The organism is Rhizobium binae (genome assembly GCF_017357225.1).
Taxonomy (GTDB): domain Bacteria; phylum Pseudomonadota; class Alphaproteobacteria; order Rhizobiales; family Rhizobiaceae; genus Rhizobium; species Rhizobium binae.
The window spans coordinates 32,898-50,424 of the sequence record NZ_CP071606.1 but is presented as its reverse complement, the minus strand read 5'-3'; the positions used below and the strand labels follow the sequence as shown (position 1 = coordinate 50,424).

Here is a 17,527-nt window from a genome sequence, read left to right as displayed (position 1 = left end):
AAAACCTCCGGCCAATCAGCCCGACTTTGCAATTGGCTTGGAGGCCACCTGCTCCGGCTCGAGGTAGCCGGCGCCAATCGCGACATAAAGGTCCACATAGTCCTTCGCCACCTGCTGCACCGTGGCGGCAAGACTTGCCTCGGCATCGGAGACCGAACGCTGGGAGTCGAGGACATCGAGCAGCGACGAGGCGCCATCCCTGTAGCTTACGGTCGAAAGCGCGAGCGACCCCTGCGCCGTCTCTACCTGCCGGCGTAGCGGCGCCAGCGTCTGCGTGTCGCGGCGGACCGCGGTAAGCGCGTTTTCGACTTCTTCGACGCCGTTCAGCACCGCCGCTTTCCAGGCGAGATACTGGGTCTTCGCATCGGATTTTTCGATCTCGACATTGGCGCGCAGCGTGCCGCCATCGAGGATCGGCAGGTTGAGCGATGGGCCGAAGGACCACGTGGTCAGACTTCCGCCGCTGGCGCCCGACGATTTGACCCAGCCCGGCGAGATCGAGCCGGACAAGGTGATCGACGGATAAAGCTGGGCTTCGGCTGCGCCGATATCGGCGACGGCTGCCGCCAGTTCGCGTTCGGCCTTGCGGATATCAGGTCGATTGCGGATGAGATCGGCCGGAATACCGGCGCTGATGTCGCCGCGGTACACCGGCTGGCCCGCACTCCTCTGCAGTTCGTCCATCAGCGCGGATGCCGGCATTCCGATGAGCGTGGCGATGTGATGGGCCGATTCCGTGAAGCTCTGCTGAAGGCCGGGAATGTCGGATTTTGTCGACTGTACCAGGCCCTCCGCCTGCACGACGTCGAGGCGGGACGCGGCACCGGCTTTCAGCTGCAGCTGCGTCAGTTCATACGTCTGCTGGCGGGATTTCAAACTCGCTTCTGAAAGCGCAATGCGCTCCTGATAGTAGCGGGCGTCGATATAGCTCTCGACGAGGTCCTTCAGGAAAGTGAGCTTGGCATTGTCGGCCGTTGCATAGGCGGCCCCGAGCGAGGCGATTGCACTTTCCCTCGAGCGCCGATACTGGCCGAAAAAGTCGAGCAGCCAGGAAAGGCTGGCTTCGCCGCCTGATGTGTTCGTGGTGCCGACGCTCGTGCGCAGCCGTCCCTTCTCGCCAGATAGCGTATGCGATGCGCCGACGGTCAGGCTCGGCAGGCCTCCGGCGCCGGCGACGGTGACGTTAGCGGCGGCCGAATTGATGCCTTCGAGCGCCTGCAGCACATCGAGGTTCTCATGGAGGCCATGGGTCACCAGTCCGTCGAGCCGCTTGTCGCGATAGGCCGTCCACCATTCAGCGGTCACGACATTGCCGTTGCTCTTGCTGCCGCCTTCCTCGAATTTGGCGGAAAGCGGCATTTGCCGTGGCACGTGATCCGGACCGCTGACGCAGCCGGCCACCAGAAGTGCCAGTGCGGATGCTGAGAAGCGGAGGGGTGATAATCTTGTGCGAAGCGACGTACTCACGGGCGAGCCTTCTGAACCGGGATCGTGGGTTCAGGCTTAGCGACGCCAGCGTTAATGACGGTTAAGGAACTGTAAAGTTAGGTAAAACCGCCTTCATCAGATCAGCTTTCATCGCCGCCCGCGCCATAGGTCATCGGTCTTCTCGGAAGTTCCAGCGTGATTGCCAGGCCGCCGGCCTCCGGCAATGACGCATGCACGCGTCCGCCGTGGCGCTCGATTGCCTGCCGGGTAATGGCGAGGCCCAGACCGTATCCGCCTCTCGGCACGGCATCCTTTCCGCGGGAAAAAGGCTGGAAGATACGTTCGAGTTCGTCGCGCCCGATACCCGGTCCCTGATCCGCGACGCGGATCGTCAGACGCTCGGCCGTCGCCTCGCAGGACACCGATATATACGAATGCTCCGCCGTATGTTTGACGGCGTTGCGGACGACGTTTTCGAGCGCCCGGTAGATCAGTTCGCCTTCGACATCGGCACGGAAGGCGCCGTCGACGCCTGTCGTGATCGAGATCACCCGCGCTTGGGCTTCGAATGCCGCGTCGCCGAGGATTTCGTTGAGGAGTTCGATGACATTAAGGGTCTGCGTCTTCAGCGGCAGCCTGGATCCCGCTGTCAGCCTGGCAAGTGTCAGGACCTCGCCTACCAGCGTATCGAGCCGTTCGACTTCGCGGTCCATGCGATCCAGCATGGCGCCGAGTTTGGCCGGGCTTTGCCTGAGGACGCCGACGGCTGCCTGCAGGCGGGACAACGGCGAACGCAGCTCATGGGAGACGTCATGGAACAGTCTTTGCTGCGCATCATGCAGCTCCTGAAGCCGGGCGGCGCTCGCATCGAAATCATAAGCAAGTGCGGTGACTTCATCCTTTCGTCCGGCCATCTTGTCGCCGATGCGGAAGTCGAAACGGCCATGGGCGAGCGCGCTCAAGCCGTCGCGCAGATGCACGACAGGTCGAATGAGGTATCGCGCCAGCGTACCGGCCGCGATCGTGCTGGCGACCAGAATGGTGAGCCACGGCAGGAATGGGCCAAGGCTGTCGAAGGTGGAACCGGCCGGAACCGACACGGAAAGCCGATAGCAGATCCCATCCTTCAGCACGGATCGGGTGGTGGCCGTGTTCTTCTCGGCGCAGGCGTCAGCCCCGTCAGGCTCCGACAGGGTCAGGCCGAGCGGTTGCGTCTTTTCGCTCTTGGTCACGAAACGCGTAGCGGCCGCTTCGCCGTCATCAGCCAGAATTTTTGCGGTCAGGTTCAACACGAGCGTCCGCCGCTCATGTTCCAGCTCGCTTGAAAAGGGAACCGCCTGAAGCAGCTTGACGATAAGGATAATGGCAGCAAGGCTTGCCGCCAGAGTGAGCCAGATGATCCTGAAGAATTTCCAGAAAAGCCGCGGCATGGTCAGTCTACGAGAAGTTGGTAGCCCTGGCCGCGAACGGACTGGATCCAGGATTGCCCGTCCTCCCGCAGTCCGAGCTTCTGGCGAACGCTGCTGATATGGACGTCGATACGGCGATCGAACGGGGTCAGCGGCTTGCCGAAGGCCCGCTTCGAAATCTCCTGCTTCGACACCAGCTGGCCGGCGCTGCGGGCAAGCACCTCGAGCAGGCTGAACTCGGTGCCGGTCAGCTCCAAAGTCTCGCCGCGCCATTCGGCGCTTCTGCTGCCGGAATGGATCACGAGCTGTCCCGCCCTGATCGTATCGGTCGATGCGCCGCCTGTCGGCTGGCCCGCGCGGCGCAGGATGGCGCGCAGCCTTGCCGCCAGCTCGCCGGGCGAACAGGGTTTCGACACATAGTCGTCGGCGCCGAGATTGAGGCCCGATATCCTGTCGACGTCGTCGCCCCTCGCCGTCAGCATCAAAACGGGAACCTGGCTCAGTTTCCTGATCCGCTGCAATACCTCGATCCCGTTCATCCGCGGCATCATGATGTCGAGAACGATGATATCGACCATATTGCCGGCGGCCGCGGCGATGGCGGCGCGGCCGTCCGTATCCGTCACTACGTTATATCCTTCCTCGACCAGATATTCCTGCAGAAGCGTCGTCAACTCGGCATCGTCGTCGATGAGGAGAACCTTGTTCATGTGCTTAGTCCGTCATTGATCGGGCAAGCCATACAGCACATACGCGCTCGCCCGGCGAAGTTTTACCTAACTTAACACTAAGTTGACCGCGCTTAACGTTCGTCCCGTTACTTATCCTGCCCATGACATCGACGCGCACCGGGACCGGGTTGCCTCGACATGAGCGGCACTCCTGCGTCGCGTTCGCGCGGATCCAGAGGCACCGATGCCTTTGACCACAAGGAATGCTTTGTTGAGAAAACCATCCAGAATACTTGCCGCTGCGCTGGTTGCGGCAGTTCTTGTCTGCCCCGTCCGTCTTGCCATGGCGGAACAGGCAGCCGCAACCGCGCTCACCGTCTCCCTGACGGCGCCGGCGCAACGGAACTGGCCTGAGACCGTTCCCGCGAGCGGGTGGTTGAAACCGTGGCAGGAAGCGATCATCGCCTCGGAGACGAGCGGCCTGCGCATTACCGAGGTTCTGGCCGATGTCGGCTCCGCCGTCACGAAAGGACAGACTCTCGTCCGGCTTTCGCAGGAGAGCGTGCTCGCCGACCTGCGCAAGCAGGATGCGGCCGTCGAGAACGCCAAGGCAAGCCTTACGAAGGCCAAGGCCAATGCCGACCGGGCACGGCAGCTCCAATCCTCGGGTGCGCTTTCTGACGAGAAAATCGTCGAGTATCTGGCCGACGAGCAGACGGCGACGGCAAGCCTTGCAGCGGAAGAGGCCGCACTCGACAGCGAAAAGATCAAGCTGGCGCAAACGACCATCACAGCGGTCGATGATGGAGTCATAACTTCGCGGTCCGCCAATCTCGGCGCTGTCGTCTCTACCGGCACCGAGCTGTTCCGCATGGTGCGCCAGCAGCGGATCGAATGGCAGGCTGAGGTTTCCGCCCGCTACCTCTCGCGGATTTTCGAAGGCTTGAGCGTCAGGATCAACGGGCCGGACGGCCAACCCATCGAGGCCAAGGTGAGACTTGTCGGACCGTCGGTCAGCACAGATACCAGCCGGGCGATCGTCTATGTCACGCTTCCAGCCGACATGCGCCTGCGCACCGGGCTTTACGTGACCGGCAACATCGAACTGCAGACCTCCCCGGCGCTGACCGTTCCCGAAACGGCGATCGTATTCCGGGATGGCATTAGCTACGTCTTCACCGCGGGCGAGGATCAACGGGTGCAAAGGATCCGGGTGGAAACCGGCCGCCGCAACAATGGCGAGGTGGAAATCGTCTCCGGCATAGACCGCTCCGCAAAAGTAGTGAGCTCCGGCGGCGCGTTCCTGTCGGACAACGACCTCGTAAAGATTGCGGAGACGAACTGATGAACTTCTCAGCATGGTCGATCCGCAACCCCGTACCGGCAATATTGCTGTTCGTGATGCTTGCCGTCGGCGGGCTCTTGGCCTTCAAGCAGCTGCCGATCCAGAACTTCCCCGATATGGATCTCCCGACGATCAGCGTCACCGCAACGCTCGACGGCGCAGCACCGACGCAGCTCGAGACCGAGGTCGCCCGCACCATCGAGGATAGTCTCGCCTCGCTCAGCTATCTCGACCACATCACCACGACGATCACCGATGGTACCGTCTCGATCAAGGTTTCCTTCAAGCTTGAGAAAGACAGCGAAACGGCTCTGAACGAAGTCCGCAACGCCGTCGACAGCGTCAAGGGCGATCTGCCGGCGCAGATGGAAAGCCCAAGCGTCACCAAGGTCACGGTACAGAGTTCCGCGCTCGTCACTTATGCCATTCGCTCGACCGCTCTCAACGAGACCGAACTTTCCTGGTTCGTCGACAATGATCTGACCAAGGCGCTGCTATCGGTGCCGGGCGTCGGACAAGTCAACCGCATCGGCGGCATCGACCGCGAGGTCCATGTGGATCTCGACCCTGCGACCATGGCGTCGCTTGGGGTCACTGCGGCGACCGTGTCATCGCAGTTGAAGGCGGTGCAGGCGGATACATCAGGCGGACTTGGCGAAATCGGCGGCACCCGCCAAACCTTGCGAACGCTCGGCGCCCTGCCCTCGGTCGAGGCGCTGAAAGCGCTTAGAATTCCGCTGGCGAACGGCCAGCAGATTCGCCTCGACGATATCGCAATTGTCACCGACAGCTTCGCCGAACGCTCCTCGATGGCCTATCTCGACGGGAGGCCGGTGATCGCGGTCGAGCTCAAGCGCTCGAACGGGTTTTCGGACAGCGGTGTCGCTGAGAACGTCGACACAGCGATCAAGCAGTTTGCCGCCAAGCATTCCAACGTGCAGATCGAAGACGCCTACAGTACGATCGGACCGATCATCGAGAATTACAGCGGCTCGATGCACATGCTGTACGAGGGTGCGATCCTGGCGATCGTCGTCGTCTGGCTCTTCCTGCGGGACTGGCGGGCAACGATCCTGTCGGCCGTGGCGCTGCCTTTGTCTGTCATACCGACCTTCCTCGTCATGTCCCTCTGCGGCTTCAGCCTGAATATCATTACGCTGCTTGCGCTGTCGCTCGTGGTCGGCATCCTCGTCGACGACGCCATTGTCGAGATCGAAAACATCGCCCGCCACTTGCAGATGGGAAAGCGGCCGATCGATGCCGCCCTCGAAGCCGCCAACGAGATCGGGCTTGCCGTCATCGCAACCACCTTCACGCTGGTCGCAGTCTTCCTTCCAACCGCATTCATGAGCGGCATTCCGGGACTGCTATTCCGTCAGTTCGGCATCACCACCGCCGTCGCCGTCATCGCCTCGCTGGCCGTCGCGCGCCTGCTGACGCCGATGATGGCTGCCTATTTCATGAAGGCCCATCCTAAGGAGGAAAAGGACGGCCGTATCATGCGCGCCTATATGGCAGTCGTGAAAGCTGCCATGAACCGCCGGAAAACGACGGTGGCCGTGACCGCCATCGTCGTCGCCCTTTCGCTTTCCACCATTCCCCTGCTGAAATCGGGCTTCCTGCCCGCTTCCGACGACGCGCGAACCCAAATTACGCTCACCATGCAGCCGGGCGTCACGATCGAGCAGACCGACGACGCGGCGAAGAAAGCAGCCGATATCGTCGGCAAACTCAATGATGTCACACGTGTCTTTTCCTCCGTCGGCTCCGCATCCTCGGGCGGCGGCCCCGACAGCAGCACGACGAGCGATGTCGGCTCCGCCACGATCGTCGCCGTCCTGTCGCCAATCGGCGATCGCGATCGCAAGCAGTCGGAAATCGAAAACGACATGCGCCAGGCGCTGTCCGTCCTCCCCGGTGTACGCGTGGAGGTCGGCAGCGGCGGCAACGGCACGAAACTCGATATCACACTGGCGAGCGACGATGCGAATGTCCTCGACAGTGCAAGCACGGCGCTCGAGGAACAGCTGCGCACGCTGCAGGGTATCGGAGCAGTGACGTCAACCGCCGCCCGGCAGGCGCCCGAAATCCAGATCACGCCCGATTTTGCGCGTGCAGCAGCGCTCGGCGTGACGTCGAGCTCCATCGCCGAGGCCGTGCGCGTGGCGACGAATGGAGAATATTCGGCCGACCTGCCGAAGCTCAACCTGCCGCAGCGCCAGATTCCGATCGTCGTCCGCTTCTCGCCCGAGACACGCACCAATCTGGACGACATCAAGAACATGCGGGTGGCGGGCACGAACGGCAATGTCGATCTCGGATCGATCGCCGATATGAAGATCGGCGGCAGCCCTTCCGAAATCGACCGCATCGACCGGATGCGCAATGTCACCCTTTCCGTCGAACTCAACGGCCGCATCCTCGGCGACGTCAATCGCGAGGCGCAGGCACTGCCGGCGCTCCAGCACCTGCCGTCGGGCGTCACCCTCGTTGAACAGGGCGAGCTTCAGCGCAGTTCGGAACTGTTCCAGAGCTTCGCCCTTGCCATGGCGATCGGCGTGTTCTGCATCTACGCGGTTCTGGTGCTGCTCTTTCACGATTTCCTGCAGCCGCTCACCCTGCTGATGGCTCTGCCGCTCTCGCTCGGCGGCGCGCTGCTGCCGCTCGTTTTGACCGGAACCAGCTTCTCGATGGCGGCCGTTATAGGTTTGCTCATGCTGATGGGCGTCGTGACCAAGAACTCCATCCTTCTCATCGAATATGCGATCATGTCGCGCCGCCAGGGCATGCCCCGCTTCGATGCCCTCGTGGATGCCTGCCACAAGCGAGCCCGGCCGATCGTCATGACCACCATTGCCATGGCGGCTGGCATGCTTCCGGTCGCGCTCAGCCTGACCGGCGGCGATTCGAGTTTCCGGCAGCCGATGGCGATTGTCGTGATCGGCGGCGTGATGATGTCGACCTTCCTCAGCCTCATCGTCATCCCGGTCATCTTCACCTTCGTCGATGAGCTGGAACAGATCGTCAAGCAGTTGTTGCGCCGGATCGGGCTTGTTGAGGAAACCGCTGGAGATAAGCCGCATGCGTCCAACGATCACGCGACGATCGCCTTCCAGCCCGAGCAATCGCGGCGGGGGCACGGCTAGCGATGATCTCCGCCGCCTTCCAGTCAGCAGCCGGTGACGGCGACCTCTTCGGTCGCGTTCCCTCCCCACGGGAACAGACCGCGGGACGTGTTCCCCCGCAGGCGGCCTCAAGCCGCCTGCGCGTCCTGCATTCCAATCAGGAGGTACAGAAATGGTTCGGAACGCGCGTGATGCCCTGTGTAGAGTATCCGTTTTGGTGGAATTGGGTGCTCAGATCTCACAGTTCAACAGAACAGCGCTGCTCTCCATGCTGAATGTCGCCAAGTCTCACGACAATGATTTCATCGCCTCGAAATCGGGCAAAGCGCCGCTCGCGTAGCCGACGGCCCCGAGCGAAGCGATGGCGATCCGGCCGTCGCGGATCGACAGCAGCGGTCCGTCCCGGCCTTGCTCGTAGAGATCCGGATGGGCAGCGGCAAAACGCGCCTTCTCCGCCTGCGGCGCCCCTCGCATGCCGGCCACATAGTGATGGCCGTTGCGCTCGACATGGGAGAGGCCGAGCAGCGAAACCAACGCCAGATCCTGCTGCACGGCAAGCCCGGCCTGGCAGGTCAGATCCTCGCCGGAGAGAAACAATCCCGGCACGCCTGCCGTTTTGATGCGGATCGCCTTCATGAGCGAGCGGTAAATGCCCTTGCAGGTTTTCGAGGAAACGCCGGTATAGCCGAGCGGCCGGGCGCGGGCGAAGGCACCATCGCCATCATCGCTCTCATCGATCAGAAAAGGCAGCTGCGCCGCCAGATCCCCGAGCGGCGTTACCATGGTGATCGCGCGCGAGAACGGCTGTTCGATGAAGGCAATGGCCGCACGCAGCCGCACCAGTCGCGGCATGGCCGCGATCCGCGCCAGCAGGGCGGCAAGCTCGTCGGCGGCGGCGAACTGTTCATTGCCATCGACCGTCACCCGATAGTCTGGCAGACGGTCCAGCACGGCGGCGATCCGCGCCAGCCGGTCGATATCGGCATCGATCGCGCCGGACAGCTTGATCTTGAACCAGCGATTGCCATAGCGCGCGATGACCGCCTCGAGGCTTTGCGGCAGTCCGTCATCGACATGATCGACGATCTCGCTCTCGGTAATCGGGTCGAGAAGCCCGATCGTATGCCGGGCTGCGATCGAGACGGCGGGACGAAGGCTTGCGAGCACGGCTGACGCTGCATCTGCGGCGATATCGCCGGGCAGCATCGGGCCGCCGATGCCGATGACATTGCGCCTCACGGCATCGAAAAAGGAAATGCCGGCAAGGCGGCAATAGGCGTCCAGCACGCCGCGGGCGATCAGCGAAGGGCCGAAGCCGGTGGCCAGCGGATTTCCAGGCAGGCGGCGGGCGGTTTCCATCTGGTTCAACTGTGCAGCGGCAAACAATGTCGCAGGCGCGGACGCTTCGAGCGACGCGGCGGCCGCGGTACGGATCGAACCGCGCAATTGATCGACATTCTGCGCTGGCGTCAGCGCCGGATTTTTGTCGAACCATTTTGGCACCATCATTTCGGCGGCCGCGCCGATGGCGGTTTTCCCCTCCTCGTCCTCGACACGCACCCTGAGAAAGGCCTGCGGCGCCTTTTCCAGCGTCGCCGCGCCGAAGCGGAACGGCAGGCGCAGGCTGATCTCGCGCTCGAAGGCGTCTATCTCGACAATTCTGATGCGCGGCGCCGTCACGAGACTTCCGATACTTCTGTCCATGCTCATGCCATCCGCTCCAGCATGGCGCGCGACACTTCATGTTGGAGCGGTTCTTCGCGCAGCAGCCGGCCGATCTCGTCCACCATGGCCCGGCCCTGGGCGAAATGCGCCTCCTCGGTGTGGCCGGCGGCATGCGGCGAAATGGTGACATTGGCGAGCGCCGGGTCGCGGAACGGGCTGTCTTGAGGCAGCGGCTCACTGTCGAAGACATCGAGAGCAGCCTCGATGCGGCCGGAGCGGAGCTCGGCAAGCAATGCCGCCTCATCGACCAGCTCGGCCCGCGCCGTGTTGATGAACAATGCGCCGGGACGCAGCAGCGCCAGTTCGCGGGCGCCGATCATGCGGCGCGTTTCGGGCAGGACGGGCGCATGCAGGGACATCACATCGCTTTGCGCCAGCGCATCGTCCAGTGCTGTTCTGACGACACCGAGTGCCGCGGCCTCGCTGTCACTGAGATAGGGATCGACGACGAGCACACGGCAGCCGAATGGGACGAGCAGGCGCATGACCGCCCGCCCGACATATCCGGCGCCGACGATGCCGACCGTTCTGGCGCCGAGCAATCTTTGCGGCACCGCGGCGCGGACGTCGAGCCATTCACCGCCGTCACGCAATCGATGATGCAGAAGGTGAATGCCGCGCATGGCAAGCAGCGCTTCGGCGACGACGAACTCGGCAACCGAGACGGCAATTTTCGAGGCGGCGTGGCTGACGCGAAGGCCGTCATCGAACAGTCGCGCCGGAACGAGCTTGCGGATGCTGCCTGCGGAATGAGCCACGAGAGAAAGGCGCGGATGACGCTGTCGCAGGGCAGGATCGAAGGGCAGCGTGCCCCATCCGGTGAGGCAAGCCGTGGCGTCCTGCAGCAGCCGGTCGACATCGGCAGCATCGATCGTGGCGCCGGCCGGCCAGCGCACCTCGCCGAGGCCGTTCACCTCAGCGGTCGCCGCATCGTCCAGCATCATGCGGCGGGTCTTTTCTGTCAAAAGGACGGCAATGACGGGCGCCTGTTTGCTCATGGTCCTACTCTTTCGCTGCGGCGACGAGGCGCCTGAGATGGGCAAGATCGGCGCGGGCCTTGTCGAGCGCCTGTTCCCGGGGAAGACGGTATTGCGAATGCACCGAGAGCACGCCGGCAAAGCCGGTGGCGATGAGATGCGGGACGATGTCGTTCCAGGGCACCATGCCTTCGTCGAGCCCGTACCAGTCCGAATGCCATGCGCGCTGGCCGTGGGTTCCATAAGCGCCGGGAAACCAGCCGCAATTCTTGACACCCATGCAGCAGAACCAGGGATCGAGAAGATCAAGGGTCAGACGCCAGTCCTCGCTGCCCTCGCGAATGAGCTGATTGGCCGGGTCGGGATAGGCGCCGATCCTCATCGTGTCGCGCCCGGCCAGCAGTTGCGCTGCCAGCGCACCCGAAGCATGGAGGGTCCCGCCGTGAAGCTGGATGGTGAGCTTGATGCCGAATTTGTCGGCGAGACGCTCGAAACCATCGAGGTCGCGCCGCGCCTCATCGAACTGAACCTGCCAGCGCCGCGACGGATCATAGCGCCAGAAGCCAAGCCGGATCTGCCCGATTCCGGCCTCGCCGCAGCAAGCAAGCAGCCTGGACGCTGGATCGTCCGGCTGCGTGGCGTCGATCGTCGCCATCGGGATGCGCAGACCGGCCGCAGCAAAAAGCTTGCCCGCCTTGACGATCTCCTCCGGCCTGTCGGGTGAGACGGCGTGACCCTCGCGAATAAGTAGATCGGCGCAGTCGAAGCCAAGCTCCGCCGTGATCTCCGCCGCCGTCTCCACCGGCAGGCCTTCCAGGGTCTTGGTGAAATAGGCGATGTCCATTGTTTTCATTGCTCATCGACGAGAGGCACAAAGCTCGCTGTGGCGGCCGAACGCATCCCGGGCGCGCACCGCGTAATGCGCACCCGCCGGCGGCGACATCTGCAGGAATGCTGTCGAGATCAGCGGCGCGGGACTGACCTTTTCAAAGGTCTCGCCATCGGTGCTGACGAGGACATCGTAGAAGATGGCGGGGCTGGCATCGCCGGCCGCCCAGAACAGCATGCGCTCCTCCCGCCCGCCGAGGCCAAGGTAACGTTCGACGGTAAGGCCGGTGGGTGTAGCCGGGGGCGCGCCGATGTCGGGGACGACGAGCACCTGCGTCAGCGACGGCAACGGCACATCGAGATCGACGCTGATCCGGCCCTCGTCGCATTCGACGACGCTGATCGGATGCAGCAGGGCAGGCTCCTGGGCGCGGCGCAATTCGGCGAACTGCGCTTCATCAGGCACAAGCGGCGCGCCGACCGGCTCGAAGGGCCCGCGCGGATTGCTTTCGTCGCGCTGGGCCTCCCAGACCTCCATCGGATTGGTGAATTCCTCGTCGATGCGCAGCAGGCACAGCGCGTGGCGGCGGGGAGCGAGCCCAGTCACCTCGAGCCGCACGGCGGTCCGGCCCGAACGGTTGATGGCATCGACGCTATGGATGAGGCTGATCGAAACGCCGCCGCCAGGCATCCGCGTCGGCAGGATCGCCAAGCCATCCTGATCGGGTGTCAGCGGCGGCTCGGCCGTCACCTTGCAGACGGTGTCGCCGAGCGTCGCCAGCAGTTCCATCGAGGTGAGACCAGGCTTTTTGATGATATCGAAGGGCGGCGCGCTGTCGATGTCGGCCACCACCTTGTCGAGCTCGGTCTTGTGCTCCCACTGCGCCTTGGTGAAATTGCGCGGACCGAAATAGGCGAAGATTGTGCGCTGGCTCCAGCCGCCGATAAAAGCGTGGTCATTGCTGAGGAAAGTGAAATTCGCCGCCTTGGGGGCGATGATGCGCCGGTCGTGCTGTTCGATGATCCGGGCGATGATGCCGGCGTAATAGGCCTTGCCGTGCCAGCTGTGGTGATCGCTCCAGCCGAGCTGCGGGTCGCACTCGTCGTTTATGATCGGCAGGCCGGCAAGCCGCGGATGGTGCTCCTTGAGATAATCGACGACGAGCAGCGTCCGGTCGATGATGGCATTCGTCTTCGGCGTCAGGTCGTCCTTGCTGCCGTTGACGCCCTTTTCGTGGATCGAAATGTAGTCGAGGCGCGGCGGGCCGTCGCAGGTCAGGCAACTCGTGCCGCTGTCGCAATGGGCCATCAGGGCGCGAAAGATCGGTGAGAGCGTGCGGGCGGTGCCGGGACCGCCCATCGGCAGGCTGGGATCCACCGCATCGAGCCCTGCGACGCAGGCGTCGTAATAATTGGTGTAGCCCTCGATGCCGTAGGTCCACCAGCCGGAATCGGCCTCGTTCGTCGTTTCGAAGTACCATGTCCGCAATTCGTCCATGCCGTAGCGCGCGCCGTATCGATCCGCCGTCGCCGTCACCAGGTCCCGCCAGCGCCTGACCTGATCCATGTCCTCATAGTCGGTGAAGAGCCCCGAGGGATTGCCCATCAGCTCGAAGAACGGCTTCAGACGGTGCCCGATCATCACGTCGAGCGCCCGGTCGAGCAGCGACCAGTCGTAGCCGCCAAGACCACCGGTCGAGCGCAGCAGATTGTAGAGATAGTGGACGCGCAGGAACCGGATACCTTCGTTCGGCAGGCTGCCCATATAGGCGAGCATCTGGCGCATCTCGGGTTCGAGCAGCAGCTCGGCCGGCGAAAAGCCGGTGCCGCGCCAGAACCGGCTGAAGGGGCGCACGGCTTGGCCGGCATCAACGTTTATTCGCGTACGCTCACGCATGGATCATCTCTCCTAGGACGGAAATCTGGCGATGCCTGCTGCCGGCACCGGCTATTTGAACTTTTCGCGCATCGCATCGATGCCGGGGATGGTCTTGGTCAGATGCTGATGGGCGGGATCGAAGCGCTGGATCAGCCCGCGGCGATGCTTGCCGACGAGGATGGTGAAGATGTAGCCCCGATGGCCGGGCGAGGTGACGGTCGGGTGATAGCCTCGATCGACCAGGACAGTGTCGCCGTTGCGGGTCATCAGGATCTTGACCGGACCGTCGTCGTCATAGGTGATCTGGCTGCCGAAGCCGGTCTCGGGTCGGAAGCGATAGTGATAAAGCTCCTCGTGCAGCGTCTCGGCATCGCCATCTTCCGTATCGTGCTTATGGGGAGGATAGCCCGACCAGCAGCCCTCGCCGGCATAGAGTTCGCTCACCAGCAGATTGCCGCAGCGCCCGTTCTGCCTCTGGCCGAGCAGGTGAACGATGCGCCGCTGGCTGTGTGTATCGGGCGAGCCGACATTGACCGCATCGACCTCTTCGGGCGTGACGCGGAACGGGGCGTAGCGCCTGTCGCAGATGCCGCCGGCAATCGCGACTTCCGCCGGACCCCCACGGGCCGATATCCGGACGTTGGCGTCGACGGGCGCGTAAACCGAGTCCGCATCGCCTTCCCAAATATCGGCCCGCCGGCCCACCGCTTCGAACCTGATGTCATCCACCTCGATATCCACCTGACCCGACAGCACGACGTAGAGGCTTTCGTGCAAGCCCAGCCGCCGCGTGTCCCGACCACCGGCCGGAAGCGTGACGAGGTCGAAGTAAATGAGATCGAGCGTCCTGGAGGAGGTATCGACGATGGGACGCTGCTCGGAGCGTGGAATGAATTCGGGCATCAATTGAACTCCGGAACGGTACGGTCGGCAAAGGGATTGAGCGACAGGGTTTCGGCATAGTGACAGGCCGCCGCGTGCCCATCGGCCGTAATGGTGCGCAAGGACGGCACCTCCTGCCTGCAAAGCTCGGTGGCGTAGCGGCAGCGCGGATGAAATGCGCAGCCGGGAGGCGGATGCGCGGGGTCGGCGACCTCGCCCGCCAGTCGGATGCGCTTGCCGTGGCGGCGCATCCTGGGATCGGCGATGGGCACGGCCGACAGCAGCGCCTCGGTATAGGGATGGAGGGGGCGCGAAAAGATCTGCTCCGTCGGCGCCCTTTCGACCACCCGGCCGACATACATGACGGCAATATTGTCCGAGATGTGCCTTACAACCGAAAGGTCGTGGGCGACGAAGAGATAGGTCAGGCCGAATTGTTCCTGCAGATCCTGCAACAGGTTGATGGTCTGGGCCTGCACGCTGACATCGAGCGCCGAGACGGCCTCGTCGGCGATGACAAGGCGCGGGTTGGACGCCAGCGCCCGGGCAATCCCGATGCGCTGGCGTTCGCCGCCGGAGAAAGCATGCGGATAGCGGCGCATATATTCCGGCCGCAGGCCGACACTCTGCATCAGTTCGGCGACCCGGTGCTCCAATTCCCGGCCCTTGGCGATGCCGTTGACGCTGAGCACCTCGCCAATGATGTCGATGACGGGAAGGCGCGGATTGAGCGAGGATTGCGGGTCCTGAAACACAATGCGCAGGTCGCGATGGATTTCGTCGAGGGCCGGACCTGACATGGCCGCAAGATCGATCGTTGCGCCGCTGCGGTCGCGGTAGCGGATCTCGCCGCTCGTCGGCCGATAGATGCGCAGCACGGTGCGGGCAAGGGTCGACTTGCCGCAGCCGGATTCGCCGACAATGCCGAGCGTCTCCCCGTCCTCAATGCGCAGCGAAACGCCGTCGACCGCCTTGACATGCCCGACGACCCTTCGGAACGCACCCTTGCGGATGGGGAAATGCATGCGGAGCTCGTTCAGCTCGAGCAGAGGGCTTTTCTGCAGGGTGGGATCGGCCATCATTGTCCTCCCTCATAGAGCAGGCAGCTGGCGACGTGCCCGTCGCCGATGAGGACGGACTCCGGGTCCTTCTGATCGCACAGCCCCGCCCTCGCTTGCCTGCATCGGGGGTGAAAGCTGCAGCCCGCAAGCCGGGCGAAACGCGACGGCACCATGCCCTCGATGGTCGCGAGCCGTTCGCTCGGTTGTCCATGCATGCGCGGTACCGATTGCAGCAGCGCCTTCGTGTATGGATGAACAGGCGCATGGAAGATCGTGTCGACATCGCCCGCCTCGACCACCCGGCCGACATACATGACGACGACCTCGTCGGCGATTTCGGCAACCACACCGAGATCATGGGTGACGAACAGCACCGAGAGCCCGAATTCGGCCTGCAGCGAGGCGAGTAGGTCGAGGATATTGGCCTGGGTGGTCACATCGAGCGCCGTGGTCGGTTCGTCGGCGATCAGCAGTTTGGGGCGGCAGGCGAGCGCCAACGCGATGCACGCACGCTGACGCATCCCGCCGGAAAACTGGAAGGCGTAACTTTCCATGCGCTCGGCCGGCCTGGGAATACCGACAAGAGCGAGCGTATCGATGGCATGTTCGCGCGCCTCCTTCTTTCCCATCTTCAGATGCAGGCGGATCACCTCCACCATCTGGTTGCCGATCGTATGGACGGGTGAGAGCGCCGCCATCGGCTCCTGGCTGATCAGGCCGATCTGGGCGCCGCGGATCGCCCGCATGTCGCGGCCGCGCGGATCGAGCGCCGCCAGATCGATCGCGGGTGCGGCCGGATCGGGCCGGTAGCGGATCGCGCCCGAGACGATCCGCCCGCCGCGCGGAACCTGGTTGAGGATCGAGCGGCCGGTGATGCTCTTGCCCGACCCGGATTCACCGACGACGCAAACCGTCTTGCCGCGCGGGATGGAAAAGGAAACGCCGTCGACCGCCCTCACCGTGCCCGTACCGCCGAAGAAATGCGTCCTGAGCTCGTCGACCTCGATCAACGGGTCACGATGCCGGTGCAGGCTACCGGCCGTGGCGAAATTCGCGTCAGTATTCATAGGGATCTGCAGCATCACGTAATCCATCACCGAGGAAATTGAGCGCGAGCACCGTGACGATCACCGCCAGGCCCGGAAGAAACAGCCAGGGCGCGCTCGAGACCGCGAGAATGTTCTGGGCCTCCTGGAGCAGCACGCCCCAGCTGACCACCGGCGGCCGCAGGCCGATGCCAAGGAAGGAAAGTGCGGTTTCGGCGAGAATCATCGTCGGAATGGCGAGCGTGACCGAGGCGATGATGTGGCTCATGAAGGAGGGGACCATGTGCCGCCAGATGATGCGCATCCGGGAGCAGCCATCGAGACGGGCAGCGATGACGAAGTCCTCCGTCTTCAGCGACAGGAAACGGCCGCGCACCACGCGCGCAAGGTCGGTCCAGCCGATCAGCGACAGGATGATCGTGATCCAGAGATAGACCAGGATCGGATCGGCGCTGATCGGAACGGCGGCGGCAAGCCCCATCCACAGCGGGATGGTCGGGATCGAGTTGATGAGCTCGATGGAACGCTGGATGACATCATCCACCCAGCCGCCGTAAAGACCGGAGATGCCGCCGACGATGATACCGAGGACGAGGCTGATCGCCACGCCGATCAGGCCGACCGACATCGAAACCCGCGTGCCATGCACCGTCCGGCTGAAGACGTCGCGCCCCAGCCGGTCGGCGCCGAACAGGTAGAATGGCTTGCCCGCCTCGACCGGGCCGATCAGGTGACGGTCGAAATCGAACAGCCCCCAGAACCGATAGGGTTCACCTTTCACGAAGAAGCCGACGGGAATGACGACGGCGGGATCGGGCACGTAAGTGCGGCTGAGCGCGATCGGATCGACCTTCATCGAATAGCCGTTGACGTAGAGCGCATGAAACTGGCCCGCCGCGTCGTAACCGGCGACTTTGAGCCGCTGGGGCGGCGCATAGGTGTAGCGGGAATCGTAGGTCTGCGATGAAACCGGGGCGAGGACCTCGGCAAAGAGCGCGACCAGGTATATCAGGAGAATGACGAACCCAGCGGCCAACGCCAGCCGGTGACGACAGAAGCGGCGCCAGATCAGTTTCCATTGGCCGGCGACGGCATCGGAATTGTGAACAGCTTCAGGCGCCAGCGCGATAGCGTGATCGGTCATTGGTATC

General features: G+C 63.5%; 13 protein-coding genes. 2 read left to right on the top strand and 11 right to left on the bottom strand.

What is annotated here, in order from left to right:
* Window positions 1–15 precede the first annotated feature (15 nt).
* The 3 genes from J2J99_RS24620 to J2J99_RS24610 all read right to left on the bottom strand — a co-directional run bounded on the left by J2J99_RS24620 (window position 16) and on the right by J2J99_RS24610 (window position 3,547).
* Window positions 16–1,467 carry an efflux transporter outer membrane subunit gene (locus tag J2J99_RS24620; protein ID WP_168297451.1) on the bottom strand — a complete coding sequence of 484 codons (1,452 nt, stop codon included), beginning with the start codon at window positions 1,465–1,467 and terminating at the stop codon, window positions 16–18.
* Between the two features lie 101 nt (window positions 1,468–1,568).
* Entirely contained in the window at window positions 1,569–2,858 is a 1,290-nt protein-coding gene (locus J2J99_RS24615) for a HAMP domain-containing sensor histidine kinase (protein WP_168297452.1), read from the bottom strand.
* 2 nt (window positions 2,859–2,860) lie between these two features.
* On the bottom strand, window positions 2,861–3,547 hold the full coding sequence (locus J2J99_RS24610; protein ID WP_168297453.1) for a response regulator: 687 nt from the start codon (window positions 3,545–3,547) through the stop codon (window positions 2,861–2,863).
* A gap of 205 nt (window positions 3,548–3,752) precedes the next feature.
* Between J2J99_RS24610 and J2J99_RS24605 the strand changes: the two genes are divergently transcribed.
* Window positions 3,753–4,853: an efflux RND transporter periplasmic adaptor subunit gene (locus J2J99_RS24605; RefSeq protein WP_205918900.1), complete on the top strand. Its 1,101-nt coding sequence runs from the start codon at window positions 3,753–3,755 to the stop codon at window positions 4,851–4,853.
* Window positions 4,853–7,999, top strand: a complete 3,147-nt coding sequence (locus J2J99_RS24600; RefSeq protein WP_168297455.1) for an efflux RND transporter permease subunit — start codon at window positions 4,853–4,855, stop codon at window positions 7,997–7,999. Before J2J99_RS24605 ends, J2J99_RS24600 begins: the two co-directional genes overlap by 1 nt.
* Window positions 8,000–8,266: 267 nt before the next feature.
* Here J2J99_RS24600 and J2J99_RS24595 read toward each other — a convergent pair whose 3' ends face one another.
* Genes J2J99_RS24595 through J2J99_RS24560 form a run of 8 tightly spaced genes read right to left on the bottom strand, consistent with a single transcriptional unit; the run spans window position 8,267 to window position 17,520 of the window.
* On the bottom strand, window positions 8,267–9,688 hold the full coding sequence (locus J2J99_RS24595) for an enolase-like domain-containing protein (RefSeq protein WP_168297456.1): 1,422 nt from the start codon (window positions 9,686–9,688) through the stop codon (window positions 8,267–8,269).
* A complete protein-coding gene (locus J2J99_RS24590) occupies window positions 9,685–10,701 on the bottom strand; it encodes a hydroxyacid dehydrogenase (RefSeq protein WP_168297457.1) in 1,017 nt (338 codons plus the stop codon). The genes J2J99_RS24595 and J2J99_RS24590 overlap by 4 nt, the downstream gene beginning before the upstream one ends.
* A gap of 4 nt (window positions 10,702–10,705) precedes the next feature.
* Complete coding sequence (locus J2J99_RS24585; protein WP_168297487.1) at window positions 10,706–11,524, bottom strand: sugar phosphate isomerase/epimerase family protein; 819 nt, start codon at window positions 11,522–11,524, stop codon at window positions 10,706–10,708.
* Window positions 11,525–11,536: 12 nt separating this feature from the next.
* Window positions 11,537–13,405: a GH39 family glycosyl hydrolase gene (locus tag J2J99_RS24580; protein ID WP_168297458.1), complete on the bottom strand. Its 1,869-nt coding sequence runs from the start codon at window positions 13,403–13,405 to the stop codon at window positions 11,537–11,539.
* Window positions 13,406–13,456: 51 nt separating this feature from the next.
* Window positions 13,457–14,290, bottom strand: a complete 834-nt coding sequence (locus J2J99_RS24575) for a 5-deoxy-glucuronate isomerase (protein WP_168297459.1) — start codon at window positions 14,288–14,290, stop codon at window positions 13,457–13,459.
* Entirely contained in the window at window positions 14,290–15,348 is a 1,059-nt protein-coding gene (locus J2J99_RS24570) for an ABC transporter ATP-binding protein (protein ID WP_205918903.1), read from the bottom strand. The genes J2J99_RS24575 and J2J99_RS24570 overlap by 1 nt, the downstream gene beginning before the upstream one ends.
* The gene (locus J2J99_RS24565) at window positions 15,348–16,397 is read right to left on the bottom strand and encodes an ABC transporter ATP-binding protein (protein ID WP_168297461.1); all 1,050 of its coding nucleotides are present in this window, start codon (window positions 16,395–16,397) and stop codon (window positions 15,348–15,350) included. Before J2J99_RS24565 ends, J2J99_RS24570 begins: the two co-directional genes overlap by 1 nt.
* The gene (locus J2J99_RS24560; RefSeq protein WP_168297462.1) at window positions 16,387–17,520 is read right to left on the bottom strand and encodes an ABC transporter permease; all 1,134 of its coding nucleotides are present in this window, start codon (window positions 17,518–17,520) and stop codon (window positions 16,387–16,389) included. Before J2J99_RS24560 ends, J2J99_RS24565 begins: the two co-directional genes overlap by 11 nt.
* Between the last annotated feature and the right edge of the window lie 7 nt (window positions 17,521–17,527).

Coding starts and splice junctions, on each gene's coding strand:
- J2J99_RS24615 (WP_168297452.1), bottom strand. CDS start 2,858: ATGCCGCGGCTTTTCTGGAAATTCTTCAGGATCATCTGGCTCACTCTG.
- J2J99_RS24610 (WP_168297453.1), bottom strand. CDS start 3,547: ATGAACAAGGTTCTCCTCATCGACGACGATGCCGAGTTGACGACGCTT.
- J2J99_RS24605 (WP_205918900.1), top strand. CDS start 3,753: ATGCCTTTGACCACAAGGAATGCTTTGTTGAGAAAACCATCCAGAATA.
- J2J99_RS24600 (WP_168297455.1), top strand. CDS start 4,853: ATGAACTTCTCAGCATGGTCGATCCGCAACCCCGTACCGGCAATATTG.
- J2J99_RS24595 (WP_168297456.1), bottom strand. CDS start 9,688: ATGAGCATGGACAGAAGTATCGGAAGTCTCGTGACGGCGCCGCGCATC.
- J2J99_RS24590 (WP_168297457.1), bottom strand. CDS start 10,701: ATGAGCAAACAGGCGCCCGTCATTGCCGTCCTTTTGACAGAAAAGACC.
- J2J99_RS24585 (WP_168297487.1), bottom strand. CDS start 11,524: ATGGACATCGCCTATTTCACCAAGACCCTGGAAGGCCTGCCGGTGGAG.
- J2J99_RS24580 (WP_168297458.1), bottom strand. CDS start 13,405: ATGCGTGAGCGTACGCGAATAAACGTTGATGCCGGCCAAGCCGTGCGC.
- J2J99_RS24575 (WP_168297459.1), bottom strand. CDS start 14,290: ATGCCCGAATTCATTCCACGCTCCGAGCAGCGTCCCATCGTCGATACC.
- J2J99_RS24570 (WP_205918903.1), bottom strand. CDS start 15,348: ATGGCCGATCCCACCCTGCAGAAAAGCCCTCTGCTCGAGCTGAACGAG.
- J2J99_RS24565 (WP_168297461.1), bottom strand. CDS start 16,397: ATGAATACTGACGCGAATTTCGCCACGGCCGGTAGCCTGCACCGGCAT.
- J2J99_RS24560 (WP_168297462.1), bottom strand. CDS start 17,520: ATGACCGATCACGCTATCGCGCTGGCGCCTGAAGCTGTTCACAATTCC.